This is a genomic window from Mycobacterium farcinogenes (assembly GCF_019739075.1).
GTDB classification, from domain to species: domain Bacteria; phylum Actinomycetota; class Actinomycetes; order Mycobacteriales; family Mycobacteriaceae; genus Mycobacterium; species Mycobacterium senegalense.
In genome coordinates this window covers 2424663-2449956 of record NZ_CP081673.1, presented here as the reverse complement: position 1 = coordinate 2449956, position 25294 = coordinate 2424663, and the positions used below count along the sequence as shown (strand labels likewise).

Annotated in this window: 25 protein-coding genes and 1 pseudogene; 9 read left to right on the top strand and 17 right to left on the bottom strand. The window is 66.7% G+C overall.

Features of this window, described 5'->3' with window-relative positions:
- The 4 genes from fadD10 to K6L26_RS11635 all read right to left on the bottom strand — a co-directional run bounded on the left by fadD10 (window position 1) and on the right by K6L26_RS11635 (window position 4576).
- A complete protein-coding gene (gene fadD10, locus K6L26_RS11650; RefSeq protein WP_019346764.1) occupies window positions 1-1566 on the bottom strand; it encodes a fatty acid--CoA ligase FadD10 in 1566 nt (521 codons plus the stop codon).
- A 28-nt stretch (window positions 1567-1594) separates the two neighbouring features.
- Complete coding sequence (locus K6L26_RS11645) at window positions 1595-2149, bottom strand: FcoT family thioesterase (RefSeq protein ID WP_019346765.1); 555 nt, start codon at window positions 2147-2149, stop codon at window positions 1595-1597.
- Window positions 2146-3021, bottom strand: coding sequence for a (3R)-3-[(carboxymethyl)amino]fatty acid oxygenase/decarboxylase (gene scoE / locus K6L26_RS11640; protein ID WP_019346766.1), 876 nt, complete (start codon window positions 3019-3021; stop codon window positions 2146-2148). The genes K6L26_RS11645 and scoE overlap by 4 nt, the downstream gene beginning before the upstream one ends.
- A gap of 79 nt (window positions 3022-3100) precedes the next feature.
- On the bottom strand, window positions 3101-4576 hold the full coding sequence (locus tag K6L26_RS11635) for a PPE domain-containing protein (RefSeq protein ID WP_076111788.1): 1476 nt from the start codon (window positions 4574-4576) through the stop codon (window positions 3101-3103).
- 174 nt (window positions 4577-4750) lie between these two features.
- On the opposite strand from K6L26_RS11635, the gene K6L26_RS11630 reads away from it, so the two are divergent.
- A complete protein-coding gene (locus K6L26_RS11630; RefSeq protein WP_019344352.1) occupies window positions 4751-5593 on the top strand; it encodes a class I SAM-dependent methyltransferase in 843 nt (280 codons plus the stop codon).
- On the opposite strand, the gene K6L26_RS11625 is transcribed toward K6L26_RS11630, so the two are convergent.
- The gene (locus K6L26_RS11625) at window positions 5571-6245 is read right to left on the bottom strand and encodes a sensor domain-containing protein (protein WP_019344351.1); all 675 of its coding nucleotides are present in this window, start codon (window positions 6243-6245) and stop codon (window positions 5571-5573) included. The genes K6L26_RS11630 and K6L26_RS11625 overlap by 23 nt on opposite strands.
- Window positions 6246-6321: 76 nt before the next feature.
- The gene (locus K6L26_RS11620) at window positions 6322-6861 is read right to left on the bottom strand and encodes an Rv2240c family protein (RefSeq protein WP_019344350.1); all 540 of its coding nucleotides are present in this window, start codon (window positions 6859-6861) and stop codon (window positions 6322-6324) included.
- Window positions 6862-7291: 430 nt separating this feature from the next.
- Between K6L26_RS11620 and K6L26_RS11615 the strand changes: the two are divergent.
- The 5 genes and pseudogenes from K6L26_RS11615 (at window position 7292) to K6L26_RS11595 (ending at window position 10418) form a co-directional block, all read left to right on the top strand.
- Window positions 7292-7989, top strand: a pseudogene (locus K6L26_RS11615) (MspA family porin).
- An 87-nt stretch (window positions 7990-8076) separates the two neighbouring features.
- A complete protein-coding gene (locus K6L26_RS11610) occupies window positions 8077-8766 on the top strand; it encodes an MspA family porin (RefSeq protein WP_003880010.1) in 690 nt (229 codons plus the stop codon).
- 10 nt (window positions 8767-8776) lie between these two features.
- Complete coding sequence (locus K6L26_RS11605; RefSeq protein WP_235784422.1) at window positions 8777-9523, top strand: hypothetical protein; 747 nt, start codon at window positions 8777-8779, stop codon at window positions 9521-9523.
- A gap of 225 nt (window positions 9524-9748) precedes the next feature.
- Window positions 9749-10030, top strand: coding sequence for a hypothetical protein (locus tag K6L26_RS11600; protein ID WP_048896453.1), 282 nt, complete (start codon window positions 9749-9751; stop codon window positions 10028-10030).
- A gap of 58 nt (window positions 10031-10088) precedes the next feature.
- Window positions 10089-10418, top strand: coding sequence for a hypothetical protein (locus tag K6L26_RS11595; RefSeq protein ID WP_043368249.1), 330 nt, complete (start codon window positions 10089-10091; stop codon window positions 10416-10418).
- 30 nt (window positions 10419-10448) lie between these two features.
- On the opposite strand, the gene K6L26_RS11590 is transcribed toward K6L26_RS11595, so the two are convergent.
- Window positions 10449-10847 carry a hypothetical protein gene (locus tag K6L26_RS11590; RefSeq protein WP_019344802.1) on the bottom strand — a complete coding sequence of 133 codons (399 nt, stop codon included), beginning with the start codon at window positions 10845-10847 and terminating at the stop codon, window positions 10449-10451.
- Window positions 10834-11385, bottom strand: a complete 552-nt coding sequence (locus tag K6L26_RS11585; protein WP_019344803.1) for a signal peptidase II — start codon at window positions 11383-11385, stop codon at window positions 10834-10836. The genes K6L26_RS11590 and K6L26_RS11585 overlap by 14 nt, the downstream gene beginning before the upstream one ends.
- A gap of 90 nt (window positions 11386-11475) precedes the next feature.
- Between K6L26_RS11585 and K6L26_RS11580 the strand changes: the two genes are divergently transcribed.
- A complete protein-coding gene (locus tag K6L26_RS11580) occupies window positions 11476-12228 on the top strand; it encodes an enoyl-CoA hydratase (protein WP_019344804.1) in 753 nt (250 codons plus the stop codon).
- Between the two features lie 3 nt (window positions 12229-12231).
- Here the strand turns inward: K6L26_RS11580 and K6L26_RS11575 are convergent, their stop codons facing one another.
- From K6L26_RS11575 to K6L26_RS11540, 8 genes are all read right to left on the bottom strand, one after another.
- A complete protein-coding gene (locus tag K6L26_RS11575) occupies window positions 12232-13431 on the bottom strand; it encodes a dihydrolipoamide acetyltransferase family protein (RefSeq protein WP_019344805.1) in 1200 nt (399 codons plus the stop codon).
- A complete protein-coding gene (locus tag K6L26_RS11570; protein ID WP_047037619.1) occupies window positions 13428-14489 on the bottom strand; it encodes an alpha-ketoacid dehydrogenase subunit beta in 1062 nt (353 codons plus the stop codon). Before K6L26_RS11570 ends, K6L26_RS11575 begins: the two co-directional genes overlap by 4 nt.
- Window positions 14490-14494: 5 nt before the next feature.
- Window positions 14495-15583 carry a pyruvate dehydrogenase (acetyl-transferring) E1 component subunit alpha gene (gene pdhA, locus K6L26_RS11565; RefSeq protein WP_019345972.1) on the bottom strand — a complete coding sequence of 363 codons (1089 nt, stop codon included), beginning with the start codon at window positions 15581-15583 and terminating at the stop codon, window positions 14495-14497.
- A 242-nt stretch (window positions 15584-15825) separates the two neighbouring features.
- Complete coding sequence (locus tag K6L26_RS11560) at window positions 15826-16638, bottom strand: HpcH/HpaI aldolase/citrate lyase family protein (protein WP_019345971.1); 813 nt, start codon at window positions 16636-16638, stop codon at window positions 15826-15828.
- Between the two features lie 25 nt (window positions 16639-16663).
- Window positions 16664-17152, bottom strand: a complete 489-nt coding sequence (locus K6L26_RS11555) for a MaoC family dehydratase (protein WP_019345970.1) — start codon at window positions 17150-17152, stop codon at window positions 16664-16666.
- Window positions 17149-18312: an acyl-CoA dehydrogenase family protein gene (locus tag K6L26_RS11550; protein WP_019345969.1), complete on the bottom strand. Its 1164-nt coding sequence runs from the start codon at window positions 18310-18312 to the stop codon at window positions 17149-17151. Before K6L26_RS11550 ends, K6L26_RS11555 begins: the two co-directional genes overlap by 4 nt.
- A complete protein-coding gene (locus tag K6L26_RS11545; RefSeq protein WP_047037622.1) occupies window positions 18309-20306 on the bottom strand; it encodes an ATP-binding protein in 1998 nt (665 codons plus the stop codon). The genes K6L26_RS11550 and K6L26_RS11545 overlap by 4 nt, the downstream gene beginning before the upstream one ends.
- A gap of 5 nt (window positions 20307-20311) precedes the next feature.
- A complete protein-coding gene (locus K6L26_RS11540; protein WP_221853155.1) occupies window positions 20312-21865 on the bottom strand; it encodes a carboxyl transferase domain-containing protein in 1554 nt (517 codons plus the stop codon).
- Between the two features lie 71 nt (window positions 21866-21936).
- Here K6L26_RS11540 and K6L26_RS11535 point away from each other — a divergent pair, with 71 nt between their 5' ends.
- Entirely contained in the window at window positions 21937-22530 is a 594-nt protein-coding gene (locus K6L26_RS11535; protein ID WP_019347810.1) for an SACE_7040 family transcriptional regulator, read from the top strand.
- Here the strand turns inward: K6L26_RS11535 and K6L26_RS11530 are convergent.
- The gene (locus K6L26_RS11530; RefSeq protein WP_019347809.1) at window positions 22527-24425 is read right to left on the bottom strand and encodes an alpha/beta hydrolase family protein; all 1899 of its coding nucleotides are present in this window, start codon (window positions 24423-24425) and stop codon (window positions 22527-22529) included. The genes K6L26_RS11535 and K6L26_RS11530 overlap by 4 nt on opposite strands.
- Before the next feature lie 83 nt (window positions 24426-24508).
- Here K6L26_RS11530 and K6L26_RS11525 point away from each other — a divergent pair, with 83 nt between their 5' ends.
- Window positions 24509-25285, top strand: coding sequence for an MmpS family transport accessory protein (locus K6L26_RS11525; protein WP_036394167.1), 777 nt, complete (start codon window positions 24509-24511; stop codon window positions 25283-25285).
- The last annotated feature ends 9 nt before the right edge of the window (window positions 25286-25294 follow it).

Here is a 25294-nt window from a genome sequence, read left to right as displayed (position 1 = left end):
TCAGACACCGGCCACCGCGCCCAGCGCCGCACGAACAACCTTGCCGGACTGGGTTCGCGGAATTTTCTCCACGAGCCTGATCGTCGACGGCCTGGCGATCGGCTCCGACTCGCGCCGGAAGTGCGCTGCGATGGCGTGTTTGAGCTTGCGGGCGGCGGGTTCGTCCGACACTGCCGATGCGACCACCGCCAGGCCCACCAGTGCTCCGAACTCGTCGTCAGGGATCTCGTAACACGCCGCCTCGTCGACGCCGGGGACCGCCTCGGCGATCCGGTCGACCTCGTCGGGCGCGATGTTGACACCACCGGAGATGATCATCTCCGATGACCTGCCCCTGATATAGAAGAAGCCGTCGTCGTGGCGGTCGAGGACGTCGCCGGTGTTCACCCACCCGTCCACCAGCGTCTCGGCGGTCCGCTCGGGATTCCCCCAATACCCCAGCATGTTCGCGGGCGACTTGATCCACAGTGTGCCCGAGGCCGCGGAGTCAACCCCGGATCGCGTGGGCGGTCCGCTGCCGTCACCGTCCAGGTGGACTTCCACACCCGGATAGGGACGCCCCACCGCGCCGGCCTCGATTCGGGCGATGGATCCGTCCTCGGTGGGCAGGCACAGTGCGGTACAGCCGGTTTCGCTGAGACCGTACACCTGCGCGGTGCGCACCCCGGCCGCCTCTACGAAGCTCACGTCGGTGGCGATGGCGCGGGATCCGCCGTACCCGACCATCCGTAGTGACGGCGGCACCGGTGCGCCGGTGATCCGCAACTCGGACACCAGTCGGCTCAGCAATGTGGGCACCAGGCACGTGGTGGCAACATCGTTGGCGGCGAGAATCTCGCCGATGGTCATCCCACTCTCGCCGCCGGTGATGCACTCCCCGCCCTGCATCAGGCAGTTGAGGATCCACCACAGGCCGCCGATGTGGGTGGCGGGCAACGGCGAGTACGTGGTTTCGCCGACGACCCAGTCGACCCACGCCAGTTGCTCGCGCTGCAGGATGTCGGCAACGGAGTAGAAGGTCCGATTGGCCAGCAACACAGCCTTCGGTGTGCCGGTGGTACCGCTGGTGAAGATCATCGCCAGTGGCTGCTCGGCATCCCCGGCTGCCGTTTCGCTCAGCGCAACGGCAGCGGGCTCGTCGCGGGCCGCTGCGTGGGTGATCGTGACGGTCAGGGCCGGGGTCGAGGTGAGCGCCCCGCATTGATCAGCGGTGCCGCGCTGGGCGCCAGGTGTCAGCAAAACCGCACTCGGCCTGGCTATTTCACCGAACCGGTCGATTGCCGCCGCGGGTAGGCCGCCGTCGACCATGACCGCGATCGCTCCCAGTTTGGCACAGGCCAACACGGACAGGTAGGTCTCGGGACCGTTGTCCGAGAGCACGAAGACGCGCGCGCCTCGCGACACGGCATGTGAGCGCAGAGCTGCCGCCAGCCGATCCACTTCGGCCATCAAGTCGCGGTATCGCAGCGCACTGGTCCCGTCGCAGCGCCGCAGGGCGATCGCCTCAGGCTGCTCCCGGGCCCGCCGGCTGATGCGCGCGAGTACCGTCGATGGTGGGTATGTCATGGCGGTGAGGCTGCTTTCGTACCGGATGTCAGGGAATGTTGAGGGCGGCCAGTTCGACTTCGCCGGAGGCGGCTCCGCCGTCCTCGTCCCAGAATTCGACCGTGCAGGCGATCTTGAGATAGCGGATCGTTCGGTCGATGACCTCGAAGTCATTGCACAGCAACCGCGCCGAGAACTTCTGAGATTTGATCGGACGCTTGAACCGTGATGCCGTCGTCTTGATCAGCATGCTGGGAAGCTGGTAGTCGAAGTAGTCCTCGATCGACCAGCCCCGGAATTCGGGTATCTGCTCGTTGAGGATCGCCGGAGCGAACGCGCTGTATGCGAGTTGATTGAAGCACAGGACCCATTCGGCCGCGTTGAAGTGGCCGGTGTCGCGAATGTATGCGGGCTCTTTGATACTGAAGTTGCCCAGGGCGAACACCGAGGTCGCGGTGGCTTCGTACTCCGCATCGAGCAGGTAGCGACATCCCTTGTATGAATACGGTTCCAACACCTTGACCAGCAGGTCTTCGGGAATCGGTGCCAGCTGGGCGCTGCCGTACCCGTTCGCGGCCACAGACAGCGTCTCGGCGGTGCTCATGGTGATACCTCATATCCCGGTGTCTTGAGGCCGTCCAGCATGGTCAGCCGATGGGTGGTCAATGTTCCTGGCGTTGTTCCGTGTTTCGCGCGGTGCATCAGAACCCGGTTGTCCCACAGCACGACATCACCGACCTCGTAGTGTTGGGTGTGGATGAACGGCGACGTGAACTCCGGATCGAGTTGCCCGGTGGCAGTCATAAGTTGTTCCAGGACATCAGGATCCAGCACCCGCCCGTGCTGATCCTCGATCTTCGTGGTCCCTGATGCGCAGATGTAGAGGATTTCCTGCCCGGTCTTCGGATGCCTGATCACGGTGGGCCAGGTGATGGGCGGCGTGGTCGCGGAGATCTCGTCCCATACCTCACCGATCGGCTTGTAGACATCGTGTGGACGAATCTTGATGTGGCGCCGAGGATCATGGGTTGCGAACGTACCGCGCACCGGATCACGCATCGTCTCCGGCAGGGACTCCCACACCCGGTTGAGATCGATGAAATAGGTGCCTCGGTCACGGCCCGGAACCGCCAGCGGCACCACCATCGAAAATGCGAACGGCTCGGGCATGAACATGTAGTCGATGTGCCAGAAGGCGCCGGTCTTCGGGACGCCGTGCCCTTCCTCCGTCGACGACACGAAGATCTCGGGGTGGTCGTGATGGTGGTAGATCGGCTCGTAATAGGTGACGACGTCACCGATGATGCGACCCAAGCGAAGGAACTGCTCAGGCGTCGGATGAACGTCTTTCAGGACGACCAGCTTGTTCTGATAGACGATCTCACGAATCTCTTCGGTGGTGATGTCGTCGAGGTTCTCGGGGTCGATTCCCGTGACGTACGCCCCGAGCCCCTCGCCTTTCACGTTCAGCGTCATTTCTCTCCTCGTGCGGCTCTGCACTGCGCCGGCGATGCGGCTACCGGATAAGTCGCATCAAACCGGTTGCGGGTTCCCGCTATTCGCGAGTGTGATCTGAATTGCACTGCCACGAGGCAGGCAGCATCGGAGCCGACATTCCGGCGCCGTCGCGGGCATGCTGGACCATCCCGGCCGCCGATGTGTGTGTGGAAACCGACGCGACCCCTGCGAAGCCGAGCGTGGAGGTCCCCTGCTCGCTGGATGACGGCTGCGCAGACCGGTTCGCTTCCGGCTCGCCGTCAGTGGCGGTATCGGGGTCGGCCAGGAACTCGTAGCGGTAGCTCGGGGCCTTGTCTCGCTTTCGGCCTGCCCGACTTCGCCGGCTGCGGGCCCGGGCAGTCACTCTCGCCGCGGTTACCGCAGCGACGATATCCGCCATGTTCTCAGGTGCTCCGGTGCTGGACTTCGGCCCTGATGAGACTGCCGGCGGGTCCAGGCCGGGGACGACGTATGCGGCGAATGCCGACGGTGCAGCGCTCGCCGCAGCGTTGCCTCCGGGAGCACCCGGACCGGTGCTGCCGGTAGTCTGCGGCGCGGCCGAGGACATCGGCGACGGACTCAATGCCACGCCGGGGCCGGCCGCGGACGCGGCGGTCCGATGGCCGCCGGCGACCTCGGTCGGGACCGGTGCCACGCCCGGATTCGGCACAGTGTCCTGCAGCAGCGATAGCGCGCTCAAGGCGCTCAATGCGCTGAGTGCCGGTGCGAAGAACGGCAGTAGCAGCAGCGAATACGAGGCGTAGTACGGGTACCAGAGCATGTCGTAGAGCACCAGCGCGATGATGGCGAGAATGGCCGCCTCGGCCGGGTTGAAGCCCAGTTGGCCGAAGAGCTGCTGAAACGTCTCGAGGAGCTGTTCAGGATTACCCGCGCCCGAGATGAGCTCGGAGATCAGCTTCCAGATGCCGCCCAGCTGCTGACTGTCCGCCGATGAGCCCGACGTATTCAGCTGGTCGCTTCGCGCTTCAGCTCCGGGGGCGAGGATCGACGGGGCCGGCTGAGGCGACGGGACCGCTGCGGAGGCACTGGCCGCCGACGCCTCGTAGAGCGTCATCACCTCGGCAGCCTGCAGCCACATCCGCACGTAGTCGGCCTCGTTGAGCGCGATCGGTATGGTGTTGATGCCGAAGAAGTTGGTGGCCAGCAGTATCCCGTGGGCGACGTGGTTGGCGGCGAGTTCGGCCAGGGTGGGCATGGTCGCCAGGGCCGTGCTGTAGGCAGCCGCGACCGTCTCGTGCTGCGCGGCGGTGATGGCGCTGTCGGCGGCGGCCTGTTCCAGCCAGGCCAGGTAGGGCCCGTGGGCCGCGACATACTCAGCAGCGCTGGGCCCCTCCCAGCTGCCGGCCTGCACCTCGGTCAGGATCTTGGTGAGTTCGGCTGCCGCAGAACTGTATTGAGCACTCAGCGACTGCCACTGGGCTGCAGCGGCGAGAAGCGATCCAGGACCCGGCCCCATACTCAGCAAGGCCGAATGTACCTCTGGAGGTGCTGCCGGCCAGAACGGGACTGTCACGATCACCTCCTCACATGAGCCGCTGCCGGCGCCTATCGACCTGTCTCTGAGCTAGTCGCGTCTCTTCGCGAGAAAGTTCCCCGCGATGTGCGATTGATCTGTCCACCGGCGCAATGACTCTCGACACCGGGGCGGTGATGTCCCGGCTACCGGCCAACGCGTACGGTCGTGCCCATGCCCGTCATCGACGCCCGACATCTGACCGCGATCTCAGAGACTGCACTGCTGACGCTGCATCAGAGAGCGACCGAGGCGGCCCGGCCCGACGGCATCATCGAGGACCCGCTGGCGATCAGCTTGCGTGGCAGCCTGGGCTACGACTACCGCCGTTTCGGCCGGACGCACCAGGCCACCGCCCTGCGGGCACTGGCCTTTGATCTCGCCACCCGCAGCTACCTGCGGACACACCCCAAAGCGACTGTGGTGGCCCTGGCAGAAGGACTGCAGACCAGCTTCTGGCGCTTGGACAACGGCGAATTGAATTGGCTCTCAGTTGATCTGGAACCCATCGTGGTGTTACGTGAACAGTTGATGCCGTCGTCCGACAGGCTTCGCCACCTGGCGCAATCCGCGCTCGACCACTCCTGGATGGACCAGGTGGACACCACCCACGGGGTGCTGATCACCGCAGAGGGACTGTTCCAGTATCTGGAGCGCGACGCGGTGTTCGATCTCATCGCGGCTTGTGCCGCCAAGTTCCCCGGCGGGCAGTTGATCTTCGACAGCGTCCCGCGATTTCTGAGCTGGTACTCCCGAAGACACGGCATCAGGCTCAGCGAGGAATACACCGCACCGCCGATGCCGTTCTGGTTCACCGCCGGCCAGTACGACGAATTGCTCGACGTCCCCGGAGTTTTCGCGGTACACGAGGTCGAGATGCCGCCCGGTCGCGGCAAGGTGCTGTCCCGTGCCGCGACGCTCGTGTACCGCTCCCGGTCGCTAAGGTGCTTCCGGGCACCGACCAACCTCGTAGAGTTCGAAGCCAAGCCGACGATCAGCGCGGCATCGCAGCCTTGATCCTGTCCACCACATCATCGGCCTGCGTCACCGCCGAGCCTTCCGGCTTGCACGCCTGAATGTCCATCACGAGATTGGCAGCGACCGCCAGCGCACGCTGACAGGAGCGGACCTGGTCGCCGTCGGTACGGGTGAAAGGCAAGGTGAGCTGCGTATCCGTCGCGGTCAGGTCGCCGCTGCGCCACTTCGGCAGCGGCTGCCCGTTGAGGGTGATGTTCACATTGTGGTTGGTGCACTTGGACCAGCGATCGGCGGACTGGCCGAGGAAGTCAGTGGCCTCTTGTGTCGACGGGAAGATCACCACGGACTGCACCAGCAGGTTGTCCCACACGTCCGTGTCCGGGTCGCGGAGCAGCACCTGACGCATGGCGGTCCAGCGGTCACCGTAGATGGCGGCCTCGTCGACTTGCCACACGCCGAGGCAGTTCAGATTGGGCAGCAGGTTGCGATGGTCGTTCATCTCGGTGACCGGCGGGTGTGCCACCATTGCGCTGGTCCCCATCAGGGTGTTCACCTGGTCGGTGGTGAGCAGCAACCCCTCAAGGGCCGACTTGGGCACTTCCTTCGGCGGACCTTGGGCCTTGTCGCCGCTGCCGGCACAACTGGTGACCAGCCATACGAGAGTGAGCAACGAAATCGCAAGCCGGAGCACGGTATTCCTTCACTGATGGCACGGTTCACCGCGCATGGTGGTTGAGCTGGAAAGGTGACTACTGCCGACGATGGCGTCAGGCGTGGGTTCCCGCTGCGGCACACGCCATCTGTGCATTGGTGGCATCGTTGTTCAGCTGGGTAGCGGTGTCATTGAGCGATTGACCGCCGCTGCGCAACCCCATCTTCAAGAGCAGCTTGGTGGCACCGAAAGACCACGATCGCATCGGGTTGGCGATGTCGGGCGAAAGCCCTGGCGTGCCAGCAGCATTCATCGCCGTCGCGGCTGCCTCACGCAGCGCGGTCCGACCGCTCGTGTTCGTCGTACTGATGGTCGGATCTCCGTAGTCCGGCCGCTCCACACCTTCGATCGAGTCCGCGAAATCGCCGTAGAACGTCGATGCCGAGTCCAGTGCGTTGGCGAACGTCGAGCAGGCCGTAACCGCAGGCACACCGGCATCATCGGTGCTGGCGACCGGCACAGGTACCGGACCGGCGGCCGGCGCACCTGCGGTCACCGGCGGCAGCTCGGGCGCCGCCGGCCCGGGCACGGGGGCCTGGTCACCAGGTTCGGCGACGGATATCGGCATGGCCGCGAATCCGATGCTGAAGGCCATGCATAGCGACACCAACCCTCGCCCGTACATCTGAGACGACCTCAACGATTCCTCCTTCAGTCGGTGGCAGTTTCGAGGCTTTCGCCATAACCCTCCGAATCACCACACCGTTGAGGGTTCACATGTCCAAAAGGTGAACAATCAACCAACCGACGCCCTCTACGGGTCGTCCATCGCGTGCCGCCGGCGATCGCCTTTCCTCATATATGGAATGCGCTGCAGCACAAACACTTTCCCAGCAAGTTCACAGGTTCGAGAGCACCCAGCTGGACGGGAATGCGGCGGCAACTGTTGGCACGTTGTTCACCGAACCGAAACGCAACACGTTCATGATTCGTCGCGACAGATCCCTTGGACCCGTTGGGTTCTGGCGACCACGGCGCGTCGCAGAACGACAGGGACCAGACCCACGAGAGGCGCACGTTCACGCATGTTCAGTCGTTTTGCCCCCCTGGCTGCAGTCTGCATGTTGGCCCCTGTAGCGATTGCGCCCCTTGCGTACGCAGATCCCCCGCCGCCACCGGACCCCGCCGTCCCCGCAGCGGCCGCGCCGGCTCCGCCCCCACCGGACACCGGCGCGGTGCCGTCCTCCCCCCCGGCGTCCTGGACACCCCGGACGGTTGGCACGTGACGGTGGCCGGCTCCAACGAGACCCTGCTCCCGGTCGCACCGTTGACCACCGCGATCTCGTCGCGCGAATACCTCGTCGGTGGCACGTTCACCGGAAAGGTATCGGGCGGCGGTAAGACCAAGCTCACCGGCGGCACTCTGGAGGCGGGCGCCCAGATCGGCTGCGGCATCATCAGCGACGAGACCGAGATCAACCCCGGCCTCAGCTTCACGCCGGGCATCAAGATTCCGTTCACCGGCTCCGCCGGCGACGCCAGCCTCGGCACCGGAATCAGCTTGCAGGGCAAGGTGTACCTGAAGCCCGGCACGGTCACCATCGTTCCGATCGACAAGAAGTCGTTCAAGGGCACCGGTACCCGCGTGACCATCACGGGCGTCCGCATCAAGTTCGATCAGTGCGCCGGTCAGTCGTTCATTCGCACCTATGCGACGCTGACCAGCTCGACCGACAACACCGACGACGTCATCACCTACCTCGGCGTCACCAAGGCCGTCTGAGCCAGGCTTCGGTACCACATCATGATTCGCCCTGATCACCACGTTGATCCCTCGGATTCGAACCCCACGAGAGGCACAAGTTCCCGCATGTTGAATCGTTTCGCCACCCTGGCTGCTGTCTGCCTGCTGGCCCCGGTTGCGTTGGCGCCCCTCGCGTCGGCGGACCCGCCGCCTCCGCCGCCGGACCCCGCCGCGCCGGCCGTCGACGCCGGGCCACCGCCCGACAACGGGCTCGTCGCCTCTGCCGAGCCGGGTGTCGTCAAGACCCCGGACGGCTGGACGCTCACGGTCTCGGCCAAGGACGAGAGCCAGCTGCCGGTCGCACCGCTGACCACTGCTGCGTCGTCGCGTGAATACCTGGTGGGTGCCACGTTCACCGGCACCGTCACCGGCAGTGGATCGACCACACTGAACGGCGGCACGCTCGACACCGGTTACCAGATCGGCTGCGGCATCGAGCTGGGACAGGTCCGCCTCATCGGATCGATCGGTCTGAGCACCTCGGGCTCCACCCTGGCCGGCATCATCCCCACCGGCGTGAGCATGCCGATCTCGGGCACGATCGAAATCCACGCCAAGCCAGGCACCGTCACCAATGTCTCGGTGAACAAGAAGTCGTTCAAGGCCGCGCCCGTGCGCGTCACCGTGAAGGATGTTCACATCAAGATCGACGGGTGCGTCGGCCAGTCCTTCCTGCGGTCGTACGCGACGCTGACCAGCTCCACCACCGACACTGACGACGTGGTGGCCTACTACGGCGTCACCAAGGCAGTCTGACGGACTGGCTGTGACAGCGAAACACGAAGGCATGAGCGAGAACTCGGGCGGTCCATTCGCAGCCAGGAACGCGATGGCCAACCTCGCCGCAGCCGGGCTGTTCGTGATCGGCGCGGCGGTCGCCTGCTCGGCGACCGCCGCCGCCGATCCGGCACCGCCGGAGGTTCCGGGCGCGCCCGCGGTCGCCGCGCCGGCCCCTGCCCCGGAGCCGCCACCGCCGCCCGGGCCCGAGGTGCCGCTGATGGGGGCGCCCCTCGGGCCGAGCGGGTTGTCGGTGCTGGGACAGACCGGCACGGAAACGGCACCGGGCCGGCTCGGCGTCCCGAACGGGGTCGACATGAGCCCGGGCGCGCTGCTGGGCCAGTACGCAGCTCCCTCTGCACCCGGTGGTCCGCCGCCGACTGAGGCACCCAACCTCCGGGCTTTCAACAACGGATACTTCTTCCCGCAGAACGAGAAACCGTCGGCGCCCGGTCAGGGCACCGTCGTCGGAGTCGAGCCGGGCCAGGAGAATGCGGATATCTCCGGGCTCGACTGGATGCGGCAGATGCACACGCTGTACCGCAATGGGAACCTGCGCGGCTCCCTGCTCGGCCAGGTACCCAAAGAACAACTGGGCGAACCACTTCCGGGCACTGCGCCGCCACCGGGAACGAACATTCCGCAGGGTCTCGGAGAGAATCTCCCCGATCCGGCAGCCCCGCCGCCGGCTCCGGCAGCCCCCGTGCCTCCCGTTCCGGCACCACCTGCTCCATAACGCCAAACATTTCGGGCAGCGTCCACCAGCATTCGGGCGCTGCCCGAATTTCATTTCCTCGCCGCATCGGTTGGACAGACTCCGGTAACGTTCCGTTCACTTTCCGTACATCCCGCGTACACTGGTCGATGACGGCCGGCGCTACCGGTGAGAGCAGCAGCATGAGATCCGACCGCCAGGAGGTCGGGAATGCTGGCACACAAGCGATGTCCGAAGTTGATCGGGATGACGATGGCCATGTCTGCCATCGTCGTCGGAGGTGCACCGTCGGCCGCCGCGGAGCCGACCGGGGGCAGCGGGCAACCCGCCGACCAGGTCATCCAGGAATTGAGTTCCGACGGATATACAGTGGCGATCAACTGGATCGGCGGCACCAGCACGTTGCCGCTGGACCGATGCCGGGTCAACTCGGTGCACAACCCCAACCGTGGAGTTCCGGCCCTGCCGAAAACCTCGGTGACGGTGTACGTCGACGTGCAGTGTCCGGACGAGTCCGAGACATCCTGAATGCGAACGCGCGTAGACTGGCAAAGCCAGTCTGACCGCGGGAGGAAGTAGGCCGCGAATGTCGAGTTGCGCGAAGGTCTTCACTACCTTCGGAGTGCTGTGTGCGGCAATGTTTCTCGCCCCACCTGCCGGAGCAGATCCGACATCAGGCGCTCGATCGGCGGCGGACACGATCAACGATCTCACCGCCAAGGGCTACAACGTGCAGATCAATTGGGTCAGCGGCGTCAGCAGCGAACCACTCACGCGTTGCAGGGCCACCGCGGTCCACAATCCCGACCGGTCACCCGGCAACGATCCGTCCAACACCACCGTGTACGTGGATGTCTCATGCCCGAACCAACCCGATGACACTGTCTCGGGCGGTATCGGGATCGGATTCGGTTGATCCTGTTTCGAACGCTGCAACCCGGCCCGCTCAGAACGCCGCCCCATTGGGCACCGACGTGGTGGCGTACGGGTTCGACATGGTCGTGGTCGGCGGCGTGGTGGTGTCAGGTTCCTGCGCCGGCGGCGGAGCAACCGTAGTCGGTCCGAGGTCTTCACTGGTGCTCACCGGTGTCCTCGGCGCGGTGCTGATGCTGGGCGTGGTCGAACGCGACGACACGGGCTTCGTCGGGGCCAGCGGGGTCAGCCGCTCGGGTTGATAGGGCAGCACCGAGTGGTGCGACGTCATGACGATGGCGACCACCAAGGCGACGATGGCCGCAACGCCACCGATACCCGCGACGACGATCGCCGCGGTGGTCTCGTACCACGGAACATTGGGCGGGCGTTCGGCGGGAGCGACCCACCGCTCCTGGTCAACTTCCGGCATGAGTCCCTGAGATTCGGGCGCTGTCGAATGGAAAACCCAACAGCGACAACGCGATCAACCACACCACACCCGCCAACACGGCGAGGTCCGCAACGTTGAACACCGGCATCGGGCCGATGGCCAGAAAATCGACCACATGCCCCCGCATCGGTCCGGGAGCCCGGAAGAGCCGGTCTACGAGATTGCCCGCCGCGCCGCCCAGGATCGCGCCCAGACCCACAGCCCACCATGGCGAGCGGGCATGTGCGCCGATCCAACCGATGGCCGCCGCCACGCACAGGACGAGAATCGTCAGCATCACCGTGCGATTCGCCGCCATGGACAACGCCGCCCCGGAGTTGCGGGTCAGTTCCCAGGCCAACCAGTCACCGAACAAGGGGACGGTGCGTCCAGGCTCGAGCAAGCCCACGGCCAGCATTTTGGTCCCCACATCGATCACGAAGATCACTCCGGCGGCCGACAACAACAGACGGCGCCGGGGCGGCGGAACCGACCCGGCGCTCGGGGCGTCAGAAATACCGGCAACGTCGGCCGTCACCGGATCAGTGTCCGCTCGCAGGTGCCGGAACGCTGGCCAACCTGGCTGGCGTTTCGATGAACATTTGGGGTCAACGGTTAGGGTGACCTCGTGTCCGATTCAGTGTTGGTCAGCGTCGACGATCACGTCGCAGTCATCACCGTCAACGATCCGGATCGCCGCAACGCGGTGACCTTCGAGATGTCGGCGGCCCTACGCGCCGCGGTCGAGGCCGCCGAGGCCGACCCCGATGTGCACGCCGTGATCGTCACCGGCGCGGGCAAGGCGTTCTGTGCCGGTGCCGACCTCACCGCACTCGGCGAAGCTACCGAAGAGGGTCTGCGCAAGATCTATGACGGCTTCCTTGCGCTCGCCGACTGCACGCTGCCGACGATCGCAGCGGTCAACGGCGCCGCCGTCGGCGCCGGCCTGAACCTGGCGCTGGCCGCCGACGTCCGCATCGCCGGGCCGGCGGCGCTGTTCGACCCGCGGTTCCAGAAGCTGGGCATCCACCCGGGCGGCGGCGCGACGTGGATGCTGCAGCGAGGCGTCGGCCCGCAGGTCGCCAGGGCGGCACTGTTGTTCGGCATGCGTTTCGACGCCGAGTCCGCGGTACGCCACGGGCTGGCGCTGTCGATCGCCGAAGACCCGGTCGGCGCTGCCCGCATGCTGGCCGCCGGCCCCGCGGGTGCTCCGCGCGACGTCGTGATCGCGACGAAAGCCTCGATGCGAGCCACCGCCAATCCAGGGGCCGTCGACATCGACCAGCACCGGTCCGCCGTCGACATCGAACTCGGCCCACAGGCCCGCTCCATCGAATCCCCGGAATTCGCGGCGCGTTTGGCCGCTGCCAAACGCAAATAGCCGCTACAGGTCCATCACCGCCAGCTCGGGCGCTTCGACCAGCGAACGCAGATCGCGCAGGAATGCGCCGGCCTGCGCACCGTCGACGATGCGATGGTCGAAAACACAGGTCAATGACATGGTCGGGCGCGCCACCACTGCGCCGTCGACCACGACCGGTCGCGGTTTGATCGAGCCCATTCCCACAATGGCGGCCTCCGGATAGTTGATCACCGGCACACCATCGTCCAGGCCGAGGGCCCCGAAGTTCGACACCGTGATGGTCGATCCGCTCAGCTCGCCCGGACTGAGCGCCCCGGCCCTGGCCTGTTCGGTCAGCCTGGCCACCTCTGCGGCCAACGCGCGGGTCGTTTTCGATTGCGCATCCCGCACCACCGGAACCAACAGCCCACGCGGTGCGGCGACACCGAAGCCCAGATGTACGGCCGGATGCCGGTGGACCTGAGGGCCTTCGGTGGTTTCGAGCCATGTGGAGTTCAACAGCGGATGCCGTCCGAGCGCCAGAACCAGCAGCCGCAGCGTCAATACGAACGGCGTGGCGACCAAGTCGGCATCCGCGTCCTTGATGCGGTCACGCAACAGCAACAGCGCTGAGCAGTCCACCTCCACCCGAGCGTGGGCGTCAGGTATCTCCTTACGCGACAGTGACATCCGCCGCGCCATCGTAGCCTGGACACCGCCCACCTCGACGATGTCCGGACTGCCTGCGGCGGCCAGAACATCCTCACGCGTGACGATGCCCTCGGGCCCGGATCCCGGCGCCATCTGCTGAAGGTCGACGTGGAGCTCGGCAGCCAGCTTCCGCACCGCAGGTTTGGCCCGGGCTCGCGGTCCCGCGGTCGCCGCTCGCCTGCTGGCATCCATCGTGTCGTCGGCTCCGTACCCGACGAGTACCGACTTACGCGACACCGCACCATTTGTCACAGTCTCAGTTGTCGCCGTCCTACCCGGCTGCGCGGCAGGCTCACTGGTGTCGACTCGGACCAACAGCGACCCCACGGTCAAGGTGTCCCCCGCCTTGCCGCCGAGCTCGAGCACCTGGCCGGCGAAGGGGCTCGGGATCTCCACCTCGGCCTTGTTGGTCTCGACGGTGCACAGCGTCTGGTTGAGCTCGACGGTATCGCCCACCCCGACGCTCCAGCTGGTGATGGTCGCATCTTCCAGTCCCTCACCGAGGTCGGGGACCAGGAATTCCCGGTTCACGGCTGCCCCATGGCACGCTCGACGCAGTCGAGGACGCGGTCGACGCCGGGCAGCCAGACCTTCTCCAGCCGGGCCGGTGGGTAGGGCGTGTCGAAACCGGTGGCGCGCAATACCGGCGCCTCAAGGTCGTAGAAGCACTCCTCGGAGATCCGGGCCGCAAGCTCGGCGCCGAAGCCCAGGGTGCGCGGCCCCTCGTGCAACACGACGGCTCGGCCGGTTCGCCGCACCGACGCGGCCACCGTGTCGAAGTCGAGCGGGTTGAGCGAGCGCAAATCGATGACCTCGAGGCTCCACCCCTGCTCGGCCGCCAGCTCCGAGGCGTTGAGCGCCGTGGCCACCAGCCCGCCGTAGGTGATGACGGTGACGTCGGTTCCGTTGCGCCGCACCGCCGCCCGGCCGATCGGCGGGGCGGGCGCGGTGGTGTCGACGAGTTCGCGTGCCCAGTAACGTCGTTTGGGCTCCAGGAAGATCACCGGGTCGGCGCCGGCGATCGAATACCGCAGCAGCCAGTACGCATCAGACGGCGTCGACGGTACGACCACCTTCAGCCCCGCGGTGTGCAGCCAGTACGTCTCGGTGGACTCCGAATGGTGTTCGACCGCACCGATACCGCCGAACGACGGAATGCGCACCGTCACACCCATGTTGACGTCGCCGTGGGTGCGCATCCGGTACTTGGCCAGGTGACTGACGATCTGGTCGAAGGCCGGATAGCTGAACCCGTCGAACTGGATCTCCGGCACCGGGACGAACCCGCGGATCGCCAGGCCGACAGCCACCCCGATGATCGCTGATTCGGCTAGCGGCGTATCGAAACATCTTTCTGAGCCGAAAGTCTCGGACAGTCCTTCAGTCACCCGGAAGACCCCGCCGAGAGTGGCGACGTCCTCACCGAACACCAGCACGCGGTCGTCGACGGCCATCGCATCGTGCAGCGCCCGGTTGATGGCCGCCACCATGGTCAGTTCAACAGCCGGCATTCCCACGGGCGCCAGTGTCGGTTCCCACGGGTCTGGCGAATCACCCTGAGCGGCAGGACGATCGATGATCTGCGTCATGAACCTCACGCCTCCTTCGCCAGTTCACCCGACAACGCCTCGCGCTGACGTGCCAATTCCGGCGTGATCTCGGCATATACGGTGTCGAACAGCTCAACCGGATCCGGATCCGCCGCCCCCACGAGCGACTCGCGCACCTCGGCGCACAGCCGCCGAGAGCGCGCACCGACCCGCTGCTCCAACCGTTCGTCGAGCAAGCCGGCGTTCTGCAGATAGGTGCGGTATCGCGCGATCGGGTCGCGGGCGCGCCACTCCTCGACCTCGTCGGCCGACCGGTAGCGGGTCGGGTCGTCGGAGGTGGTGTGTGGCCCCATCCGGTAGGTGACGGCCTCGATGAGTGTGGGGCCGGCGCCGGAGCGGGCGCGTTCGGCCGCCTCGGCCATCACCGCATAGCAGGCCAGGACATCGTTGCCGTCGACGCGGATCCCCGGCATGCCGTAACCGATGGCCCGGTGCGCGATCGACGGTCCGGCCTGCTGCCTGCTGACCGGCACCGAGATCGCCCACTGGTTGTTCTGCACGAAGAACACGCACGGCACGCGGTACACCGAGGCCAGGTTCAGCGCCTCGTGCACATCGCCCTCACTGGTGGCTCCATCGCCGAGAAACGCGACCGTCAGCGAATCCTCGCCGAGCCGCTGAGCGGCCATCGCGGCCCCGACGGCATGCAGTCCGTGGGTGCCGATGGGTATCGCGATCGGGGCGACGCAGCGGCTGGTGAACTCGCTGCCACCATGCCATTGGCCCCGCCAGACCGCCCCCATCTGGCCCGGGGTGATTCCCCGCAGGAGGAACGCGCCGATCTCGCGGTACTGGGGGAACAACCAGTCGGACTTGCGAAGGCAGGCGGCAGCCCCGATCTGGGCGGCCTCCTGGCCGCGACAGGAGGCGTACAGCGCCAGCTCACCCTGGCGTTGCAGATTGACGAACTCGGCGTCCAGATCGCGGGTGACCACCATGGACTCATACAGCCATCCGAGCGTCTCAGGCGGCAGATCGCGGCTGTACCGCGTCTCGTCGGTGGGCGACCCGTCGGCGTCGAGAAGACGCACCGGATCCAGATCGACACTCAGTGCCGCAGCCAGCTCAGCCATACCGCCTCCTTCTCGGGTGGCAGCATGTTGCGCCGCCAGTCCATGAGGTGCTCAGCGCAGCGGCGGTACGTGCAAAACCCCTGGTGAGAGGCCTCCGGCTAGATGCCTGGATGTGGCGCTAGCTGGACGATCCGCTCGGCCCGTCGCAGCACTGGGGCATATGGCCATTATGCGCCCGAACCGAAACCGACCGCGTTCATCGCGGGTAACGGATTGGGCGCGTGTCGGACACGCGCGCCGGCTCAGCCTCGCGGAGCCAGCGCGACGATCCGCTCGGCGCGGCGCAGTACCGGAGCGTCGACCATCAGTCCGTCGTGCTGGAACACACCGCGTTCTCCTGCCACCCGGTCGAGGACGGCTCGCGCCCAGACGATCTGCTCCTCGGTCGGCGCATAGGCCGACCGGACGACGGCAACCTGCGTCGGGTGGATCGCCACCTTGGCGTCGAAACCGACCGCGACCGCGTCGTCGGCCTCGGCCCGCAGGCCGTCGAGATTCTTGATGTCGAGGTACACCGAATCCAGCGCCAGCTTCCCGTAGGCCTTGGCCGCCAGCAGGGTCTGCGACCGGACATGCTGGGCGACGTCACGGTATGTGCCGTCCGGCCAGCGATTGGCGGTGCCACCGGTGACGGCGAACAGATCCTCGGCGCCCCACATCACCGCGAAGGCATTGTCGGGCTGCACCAGCTCCACCACGTTCAATGCGGCCAGCGGCGTCTCGATCAACACCACGACGTCCAGCGGGGCCAGGGCACGCACCTGATCGGCGTGTTCGGACTTGGCGAGCATCACGGTGGTGTAATCGGTGGCCGCGACCGCCTTCAGATCCAGCTCGTGGTCGGCGGTGTCGGTCGGATTGACCCGCACCACGGTGCGGGACGGGTCCAGCGGGGTGTCGATCAGGGCCTGGCGGGCGGCCGGCCGGTCCTTGGCCGCGCACCCGTCCTCGAGGTCCAGGATCACCACATCAGCTGCCGCCGCGGCCTTTTCGAACCGCTCGGGCCGGTCCGCCGGGCAGAACAGCCAGCCCGGTCCGTTATTGCCAAGTGTCATTTTGCTCCTCGCGTGCGCGGTGTCATCAGGATTCTCCCTCCGGGCGCATCCGCATCAGGGCCTTGCGAGTAGCGGTGGCCACGACGTCGCCGTGCTGGTTGCGTCCGGTGTGCACGAACGTGACGATGCCCTCGCCGGGACGGCTCTTGGATGCCCGCTTCTCGGTGGCGACGGTCTCGGCGTACAGGGTGTCACCGTGAAACATCGGCTTGGGGAAAGCGATTTCGGAGAACCCGAGGTTGCCGACGGTGGTGCCCTGGGTGAGCTGGGAGACCGAGAGCCCGACCAGGGTGGCCAGCGTGAACATCGAGTTCACCAGCCGCTGGTTGAACGGCGGCTGTTGCTCTGACCAGGCCGCATCGAGGTGCAGCGCCTGGGTGTTCATGGTCACGGCGGTGAACAGTGTGTTGTCGGCCTCGGTGATGGTGCGCCCGGGGCGGTGCAGGTAGCGCACCCCGATCTCGAACTCCTCGAACCAGAGTCCACGCTGTTCGATCACTCGCTCCTCGGTCACAAACCCGCCTCCCGCGCGATCAGCATCAACTGCACTTCTGTTGTACCCTCACCGATTTCGAGGATCTTGCTGTCCCGGTAGTGACGCGCCACCGGATATTCGTTCATGAAACCGTACCCGCCGAAGATCTGGGTGGCGTCGCGGGCGTTGTCCATCGCGGCCTCGCTGGAGACCAGCTTGGCCACCGAGGCCGCCTTCTTGAACGGCTTGCCGGACAACATCAGTGCGGCCGCGTCGTAGTAGGCGGCGCGGGCGGCATGGGCGCGCGCCTCCATCCGGGCGATCTTGAACGCGATGGCCTGATAGGTGCCGATGGCCGCGCCGAACGCCTGACGTTCCTTGGCGTACTTGACACATTCGTCGACACAGCCCTGCGCGACGCCCACCGACAGTGCCGCGATCGCGATCCGGCCCTCATCGAGGATGCGCAGGAAGTTGGCGTAGCCACGGCCCCGCTCGCCCAGCAGGTTCTCGGCGGGCACCCGCACGTCGTCGAAGCTCAACGGGTGCGTGTCCGAGGCATTCCAGCCGACCTTGTTGTAGGCCGGCTCGGCGGTGAATCCCTCGATCGGCACGGGCACCAGGATGGACGAGATCTCCTTCTTGCCGCCCTCGCGTTCCCCGGTCACGGCGGTGACGGTGACGAGTTTGGTGATGTCGGTGCCGGAGTTGGTGATGAACTGCTTTGAGCCGTTGATCATCCAGGTGTCACCGTCGAGTTTGGCGGTGGTCTTGGTGGCCCCGGCGTCACTGCCGCCACCGGCCTCGGTCAGGCCGAACGCGCCCAGCGCCTTACCGCTGGCCAGCAGCGGCAGCCACTCTTCCTTCTGGGCGTCATTGCCGAAGCGGTAGACCGGCATGGCGCCCAGCGAAACGCCTGCCTCCAATGTGATGGCCACGCTCTGGTCGACCTTGCCGAGCTCCTCCAACGCCAGGCACAGCGCGAAGTAGTCGCCGCCCATGCCGCCGTACTCCTCGGGGAACGGCAGGCCGAACAGTCCCATGTCGGCCATACCGGCGACGACCTCATACGGGAACGAGTGTTCCTCATCGTGTTTGGCCGCGACCGGGGCGACCACGCTCTGGGCGAAGTCGCGGACGGTCTTGGCCAGTTCCGCGTAGTGGTCCGGCAGCGTACCGGTCGACAAAAAGTCGCTCATTGCTCGTTCTCCTGTGTCGCAGCAGTGATTCGGGCCAGCAGCTGACCCACCTTGACCTGGTCGCCGACGGCGACGAGTAGTTCGGCCACACCATCGGTGGGTGCGGTCAGGGCATGCTCCATCTTCATCGCCTCGACGGTGACCACCGTGGTGCCCGCCGTTACCGCGGAGCCGTTCTCGACGCCTACCGCGACCACCGATCCCGGCATCGGGCTGAGGAGCTCGGCGTCGCCGCTGTGCTCGTCGTCGGGGCGCACCGGCGCCTCACGGACCTCCTCGACCAGGTAGCTACGCCCGGCACCGGAGAGCCAGAGCTGCCCGATGCCACCGCTGGGCTGAGCGGCGACCAGGTACTCGGTTCGCACACCGTCAAGGGTGACAGTGAACCGACCTCCGGCGAAAGCGGCGCTCACAGAATGAGTTTCGCCGTTCTCGACCGTCGCGGTGGCCCGGCTCGGGATCCCCGTGAGATACACGTGGTCGGTGCGGTCTCCGGCCCGCAGCCGGAAAGCGGCCGGAGCACGCTCCCCCACTCGCCAGCCGGTCGGCCGGGCCCACAGATCGTCGCCGGCCTGCTCCCAGTGGCTGATCCACTGATAAGCCGCGGCAGCGATCAACTCGGCGTCGCCGAGTACCGGCGGGGCGAAATCCGGTGCGCGACGGTCCAGCAGGCCGGTGTCCAAACGGCCCGCGGCCACATCGGGGTCGGCCAGCAGGAACCGCAGGAACTCGGTGTTGGTGGTCAAGCCCAACACCGCGGTATCGGCCAGCGCGCGGTCCAGTTTGTGCAATGCCGCGGTCCGGTCGGCGCCATGAGCGATGACCTTCGACAGCATCGGGTCATAGTCGCTGCCCACAACCGTGCCCGCGACCAAGCCGGAATCCACGCGCACCCCTGGCCCGCCGGGCTCGCGCAACCCCAGCACCGGGCCGCCGGTGGGCAGGAAACCGTTGGCGGGATCCTCGGCGTACACCCGTGCTTCCACGGCGTGGCCGGTCATGACGATGTCGTCCTGGCCGATCGCGAGCTTCTCGCCCGCGGCGATCAGAACCTGCTGTTCCACCAGGTCGACGCCGGTGACCATCTCGGTGACCGGATGCTCGACCTGCAACCGGGTGTTCATCTCCATGAAGAAGAACTCGTCGGGCGCATCGGCGGACACGATGAACTCCACGGTGCCCGCGCCCGCGTAGTCGACACTACGCGCCGTATCGCAGGCGGCCGCACCGATGCGCGCCCGGGTCGCCGGGTCCAGCAGTGGCGACGGCGCCTCCTCGATCACCTTCTGATGGCGGCGCTGCAGGCTGCATTCGCGCTCACCGAGGTGGATGACGTTGCCGTGAGCGTCGGCAAGCACCTGCACCTCGATATGCCTGGGCCGCAACACAAACCGCTCCAGAAAAAGGGTGTCGTCACCGAAGGCGGCAGCGGCTTCCCGTCGGGCGCTGGTCAGCGCGGCCGGCAGATCGGCGGCCCGCTCCACCACCCGCATGCCCTTGCCGCCGCCGCCTGCCGACGGCTTGACCAGAACCGGGAAACCGACCTCCGGCGCGCCGGCGATCAGCTCATCATCGGTCAGGCCCGGCCGCGAGATACCCGGCACCACGGGGACACCGAACGCCGAAACCGCGGCCTTGGCCGCGATCTTGTCGCCCATGGTGGCGATCGCCGGCGCCGGCGGTCCGATGAATACGATGCCCGCCGCCTGCAGCGCAGCGGCGAAATCGGCGTTCTCGGACAAGAATCCGTAGCCGGGGTGAACGGCCTGTGCACCGGAAGCCTGCGCGGCCGAGACGACAGCGTCGATGTCGAGATAGCTCTGCCGGGCCGCGGCAGGCCCGATGTGTACGGCTGTGTCAGCTTCGGCGACATGGCGCGCCCCTGCGTCGGCGTCGCTGAAGACCGCCACCGACCGGATGCCCATGGTCCGCAGGGTGCGGATGACCCGCACCGCGATTTCGCCGCGGTTGGCGACGAGGACTGTGTCGAACATGCCCCTCACATCCTGAATACGCCGTAGGAGACCGGCTCCAGCGGAGCCTGGCCGACAACCGAAAGAGCCAGTCCGAGCACAGTTCTGGTGTCTGCAGGGTCGATCACGCCGTCGTCCCAGAGCCGCGCGGTCGAGTAGTACGGGTTGCCCTGGTGCTCGTACTGGGCCCGGATCGGCGCCTTGAACTGCTCTTCCTCTTCAGCGCTCATGTCGCCGCGGACCGTGGCCAGAACGGACGCGGCCTGCTCACCGCCCATCACCGAGATGCGGGCATTGGGCCACATCCACAGGAAGCGAGGAGAATACGCGCGTCCGCACATCGAGTAGTTGCCCGCCCCATAGGAGCCGCCGATCACCACGGTCAGCTTCGGCACCCGGGCGCAGGCCACCGCGGTGACCATCTTGGCGCCGTGCTTGGCGATGCCCGAAGCCTCGTAGTCACGGCCGACCATGAAGCCGGCGATGTTCTGCAGGAACAACAACGGTGTCTTGCGCTTGTCGCACAATTCGATGAAATGTGCGCCCTTGAGCGCGGATTCGCCGAACAGCACGCCGTTGTTGGCCACGATGCCGACCGGATGGCCGTGGATGCGGGCGAACCCGGTGACCAGGGTGGTGCCGTACTCAGCCTTGAATTCGTTGAACTCGCCGCCGTCGACGATCCTGGTGATCACCTCGTGCACGTCATACGGCACGCGTGCGTCGACCGGGACCACGTCGTAGAGCTCGGTCTGATCGGCGACGGCGTCCACGGTGGGCGCCACCGCCCACGGCGGCGCTTCGGCCGGGCCCAGGGTGGCGACGATGTTGCGGACGATCCGCAGCGCGTCGCGATCATCGTGGGCCAGATGGTCGGTGACGCCGGAGGTCTTGGAGTGCAGGTCCCCGCCGCCGAGCTCCTCGGCGGTGACCACCTCACCCGTGGCGGCCTTCACCAGCGGCGGGCCGCCCAAAAAGATCGTGCCCTGATTACGCACGATGACCGCCTCGTCACTCATCGCAGGCACGTACGCCCCGCCCGCGGTGCACGAGCCGAGCACCGCGGCGATCTGCGCGATGCCCGCCGCACTCATGGTGGCCTGGTTGTAGAAGATGCGGCCGAAGTGCTCGCGGTCTGGGAACACCTCGTCCTGCCGCGGCAGGAACGCACCACCCGAGTCGACGAGGTAAATGCACGGCAGTTTGTTCTGGAGCGCGATCTCCTGCGCCCGCAGATGCTTCTTGACCGTGACCGGGTAGTACGTTCCGCCCTTGACCGTGGCGTCGTTGGCGACGATCAGGCATTCCCGGCCGGAGACCCGGCCGATGCCGGCGATCATCCCGGCGCCGGGACATTCGTCGTCATACATCCCGTCGGCAGCCAGGGCGGCAATCTCCAGGAACGGGCTGCCCGGATCCAGGAGTCCGTCGACGCGGTCCCGGGGCAGCAACTTGCCGCGGTCCACATGGCGTTGACGGGCCCGCTCGGGGCCGCCGAGGGCGGCGGTGGCGAGCTTGGCGCGCAGCTGCTCAACCAGCGCCAGATGCTCGTCGCGATGCGATGACAAGACAGCTCCCATTTCGGTTAATGACAACTAACTCGTGATAGGTTAGTTTTCATTAACTGAGTTGTCTACCCTCCGGAGGCGCCATGCCCGAGCGCGCCGTCACCCGTCGCAGCAAGGCCAAGTCCGATCGCCGCAGCCAGCTGATCGCCGCCGCCGAACGGCTTGTGGCCGAACGGGGCTACCTCGCGGTGCGCCTGGAGGACATCGGTTCGGCCGTCGGCATCAGCGGGCCGGCCATCTACCGGCACTTCCCCAACAAGGAAGCGCTGCTGGTCGAGTTGCTCGTCGGCATCAGTACCCGCCTACTCGCCGGCGCGCAGGAAGTCATCGCGGCCGACGAAAGCCCCGCCGACACGTTGAACAGCCTGGTGGACTTCCACCTCGACTTCGTGTTCGGCGAATCCGATCTGATCCGCATCCAAGACCGCGACCTGGCTCACCTGCCCGACAGCGCCAGACGACAGGTGCGCCGCGCCCAGCGGCAGTACGTGGAGATCTGGGTGACGGTGCTGACCCGGCTCGACCCGGAGCTGGCCGAGGAGGATGCCCGGGTGATGGCCCATGCCGCGTTCGGCCTGCTGAACTCGACCCCCTACAGCGTGAGACCCGCTGCGTCCAAGACACATTCACGTGCGGTGTTGCGCCGGATGACGTTGGCGGCACTCACCGCCGGCTAGATACCGAACGCTTTGGACAACCAGCGGGTCGCGGCATCGACCAGGGCCGCGCGGTTCTCCCGCTTGACGATCTCGTGCCCGTCGTCCTCGAAGATCAGCAGTTCGACCGTGCGGCCCAGCGCAGTCAGCGCGTCGTACATCTGCCGCGATTCGTCGGGCAGCACATTGGTGTCGTTGCCGCCGTGCACCAGCAACAGCGGCGCGATCACCTGATCGGCCTTCGGCAACGGCGAAAGCCGTTCCAGCAGATCACGATCCGCCACCGGATGGCCGTACTCGGGATAGGACGCCGCGGCGATCCACGGCTCGGTGGTGTGGTAGAAGCTGTTCAGGTCGCTCATCCCGCAGATACTGATGCCGGCCACGAACAGTTCCGGATGAAATGCCAAGGCCGCCTGCGTCAGATAGCCACCGTACGACCATCCGGTGCAGGCCAGCCGATCAGCCCGGGCGATGCCCTGGTCCACCAGATACTGCGCGCAATCGGCGACATCGTCGATCGCGGCGAACCGCAACTCCTTGTCATCGGCGTGCACGAAGGCCCGGCCGAACCCTCCGGAGCCGCGCACATTCGGCGTCAGCACCGCAAAACCCGCTTCCAGCAGCGCCGGGAAGATCTCGTTGTATTCGGGCCGCGCCTGCCCCTCCGGGCCGCCGTGCAAGAACATCACCGCGCCCACCACCTCGTCCGGCGGCCGGTACAACCACGCCGTGAGCTCGAGGCCGTCACGCGCGGTGATCCGCTCCAGCGTCGGTAACGAGGTGAGCGGGCCGCGGCTGGGCTCGCGGTCGATCCGCTCCCATTCCAGCGACCGTGGGTCGACGAGTTCGACGGTGCGCGGCAACGACGGCCCTTGCACTGTCATCGCCACCATGGATCCGCCCGCGCTGATGGTGAGCTCACCGGCAACCGGGCCGGGCAGCGGGATCGGTACCGACAACGTCTCGTCGGCGTACTCCAGGATCTGCAGTTCACTGCGGCCGTCGATGTTCCACAACAATGCGACCGTCGACAGATCGTCACTGACCACGAACTCGTCGAGTTCGTAGCCTTCCCGTTCGGCGACGACGTGATACGTCACGCCCTCGGCCGTGACGGTGACCTCCAGCAACCGGGCATGGGAGGCGCCGTTGTCACTGCGGATCAGGGCCCGCACGAAACCCTCGGTGCTGTTGGGTCCGTAGGTGCTGGCCGGGTAATAGAGCGCGGTCTCGCCGTCGATACCGCTGCGGAGCCGGCGCGGCGTGTGATCGTCGAGGATGACGCCGAAATCGGTCACCGAGCCGGGATCCGATGGCAGCAACGCGATTTCGGTCAGCCCCCACAACATGATGAGCTCCTGGTACCCACGCGGCCCGACCCGCACCAGCGAGGCACCGGCCCAGGCGTCGACCAGCCGACCACCCGAGCGCCGGTCGAGCACCAGAGTGTCCCCGGTGGCCGGGTCGATCAGACACGAGCTGCCCACCCCGTCTTCGCCGGTGAGGATCGCCGCGACCTGGGTGCCGTCCCAACCGATCAGTTCCGCCGTGCCCTCGGCATCCGCCGGCCAATAGTCGATCCGGCGCGCGTCGCGGTCGTCAGGATCGGTCGTCACCACCCAGATCTGGCTGCGGGTGCCGCCTTCGGGAGCCACCTCGCAGGCCAGCCAGTGGCCGTCGGCCGAATGAATGACCTTCGTCACTGGCCCGACCACCGGCAGCTCGACGTCACGTGAGGAGCTGGCCCGCCACCCGCGCAGGAACCGCTGCACCGCGCGCGGATAACCACCGTCGTCGACCAAGTGGGCAAACGCCGTCGCATCCGGTGACAACGACGCGCCGTAGTTCACCCGCACGTGCCGGTCTGCGGCCACTTCGCGTCCTCCCGTCAGTTCCGCGGTTCTCTTCAGCATCCCTCATCACCATCCGATACCTGCGACCTCGGTGGCAGCGGACTGAGCATCCGCACAGGTACCCTCGCAGCCATGAGGTGGGCATGACCGATTCACCACGCCGCGACGGGTCCGAGCCGACCCAATCTCTGGGTAGCGGCTACCCCGTGGACTATCCCGATCCGGCGTACTCGAACCAACCGCCGTATCAGAGCGTGTACCCGGCGGTGCCCGCTCCGCCACCGCAGCCCAACCCGACCCAACAGCTGCCGTCCTACCCTCCCTACGGATACGACCCGAACGCAACCGGCCAGTACGGGGCCGGTTCCCCACCGCCGCCGGGCGCGCCCAATCCTCCGGAGCCCGACGACCACGAACCCCGGCTGTGGCTGTGGATCCTGGCCGCAGTCGCCATCCTGGTGGTGCTGGGCCTGGTCATCGCGCTGGTGATCGCCAACGGATCAAGCCAGGAGACGGTGGTCGCGCCGCAACCGGTCACCCCGCAGCCCGGTTTCACCACGTCACCGACGGCGCCCACGACGACTTCGCGCGTACCGCGGCCGGTGCCGCTGCCGCCGCCGAGCACTGTCCCGCCGACGGAGACCGCCCCCGGGCCGACCGAGACCGTCACCTACGAGGTGACCGGTGAGGGCCGAGCCATCAACATCACCTATCTGGACACGGGCAACATGCTGCAGACCGAGTTCAACGTGCCGCTGCCGTGGAGCAAGCAGGTCGAACTCACCGCACCCGCAACCGAAACCGCCAGCGTCAGCGTCGTGAACTTCGGCCCGGATGTCGCGTGCACGGTGACGGTCAACGGTGTGCAGACCCAGCACCGCACCGGCACGGGCATCACGATCTGCGTCGGTACGCCCTGAGCCGTCGTT

Coding starts and splice junctions, on each gene's coding strand:
- K6L26_RS11600 (WP_048896453.1), top strand. CDS start 9,749: ATGACGATGGCCATGTCTGCCATCGTCGTCGGAGGTGCACCGTCGGCC.
- K6L26_RS11560 (WP_019345971.1), bottom strand. CDS start 16,638: ATGACACTTGGCAATAACGGACCGGGCTGGCTGTTCTGCCCGGCGGAC.
- K6L26_RS11610 (WP_003880010.1), top strand. CDS start 8,077: ATGTTGAATCGTTTCGCCACCCTGGCTGCTGTCTGCCTGCTGGCCCCG.
- K6L26_RS11530 (WP_019347809.1), bottom strand. CDS start 24,425: ATGCTGAAGAGAACCGCGGAACTGACGGGAGGACGCGAAGTGGCCGCA.
- scoE (WP_019346766.1), bottom strand. CDS start 3,021: ATGACGCTGAACGTGAAAGGCGAGGGGCTCGGGGCGTACGTCACGGGA.
- K6L26_RS11590 (WP_019344802.1), bottom strand. CDS start 10,847: ATGCCGGAAGTTGACCAGGAGCGGTGGGTCGCTCCCGCCGAACGCCCG.
- K6L26_RS11550 (WP_019345969.1), bottom strand. CDS start 18,312: ATGAGCGACTTTTTGTCGACCGGTACGCTGCCGGACCACTACGCGGAA.
- K6L26_RS11545 (WP_047037622.1), bottom strand. CDS start 20,306: ATGTTCGACACAGTCCTCGTCGCCAACCGCGGCGAAATCGCGGTGCGG.
- K6L26_RS11620 (WP_019344350.1), bottom strand. CDS start 6,861: ATGGCCTTCAGCATCGGATTCGCGGCCATGCCGATATCCGTCGCCGAA.
- K6L26_RS11535 (WP_019347810.1), top strand. CDS start 21,937: ATGCCCGAGCGCGCCGTCACCCGTCGCAGCAAGGCCAAGTCCGATCGC.
- pdhA (WP_019345972.1), bottom strand. CDS start 15,583: ATGGCTGAGCTGGCTGCGGCACTGAGTGTCGATCTGGATCCGGTGCGT.
- K6L26_RS11570 (WP_047037619.1), bottom strand. CDS start 14,489: ATGACGCAGATCATCGATCGTCCTGCCGCTCAGGGTGATTCGCCAGAC.
- K6L26_RS11525 (WP_036394167.1), top strand. CDS start 24,509: ATGACCGATTCACCACGCCGCGACGGGTCCGAGCCGACCCAATCTCTG.
- K6L26_RS11595 (WP_043368249.1), top strand. CDS start 10,089: ATGTCGAGTTGCGCGAAGGTCTTCACTACCTTCGGAGTGCTGTGTGCG.
- fadD10 (WP_019346764.1), bottom strand. CDS start 1,566: ATGACATACCCACCATCGACGGTACTCGCGCGCATCAGCCGGCGGGCC.
- K6L26_RS11645 (WP_019346765.1), bottom strand. CDS start 2,149: ATGAGCACCGCCGAGACGCTGTCTGTGGCCGCGAACGGGTACGGCAGC.
- K6L26_RS11540 (WP_221853155.1), bottom strand. CDS start 21,865: ATGGGAGCTGTCTTGTCATCGCATCGCGACGAGCATCTGGCGCTGGTT.
- K6L26_RS11630 (WP_019344352.1), top strand. CDS start 4,751: ATGCCCGTCATCGACGCCCGACATCTGACCGCGATCTCAGAGACTGCA.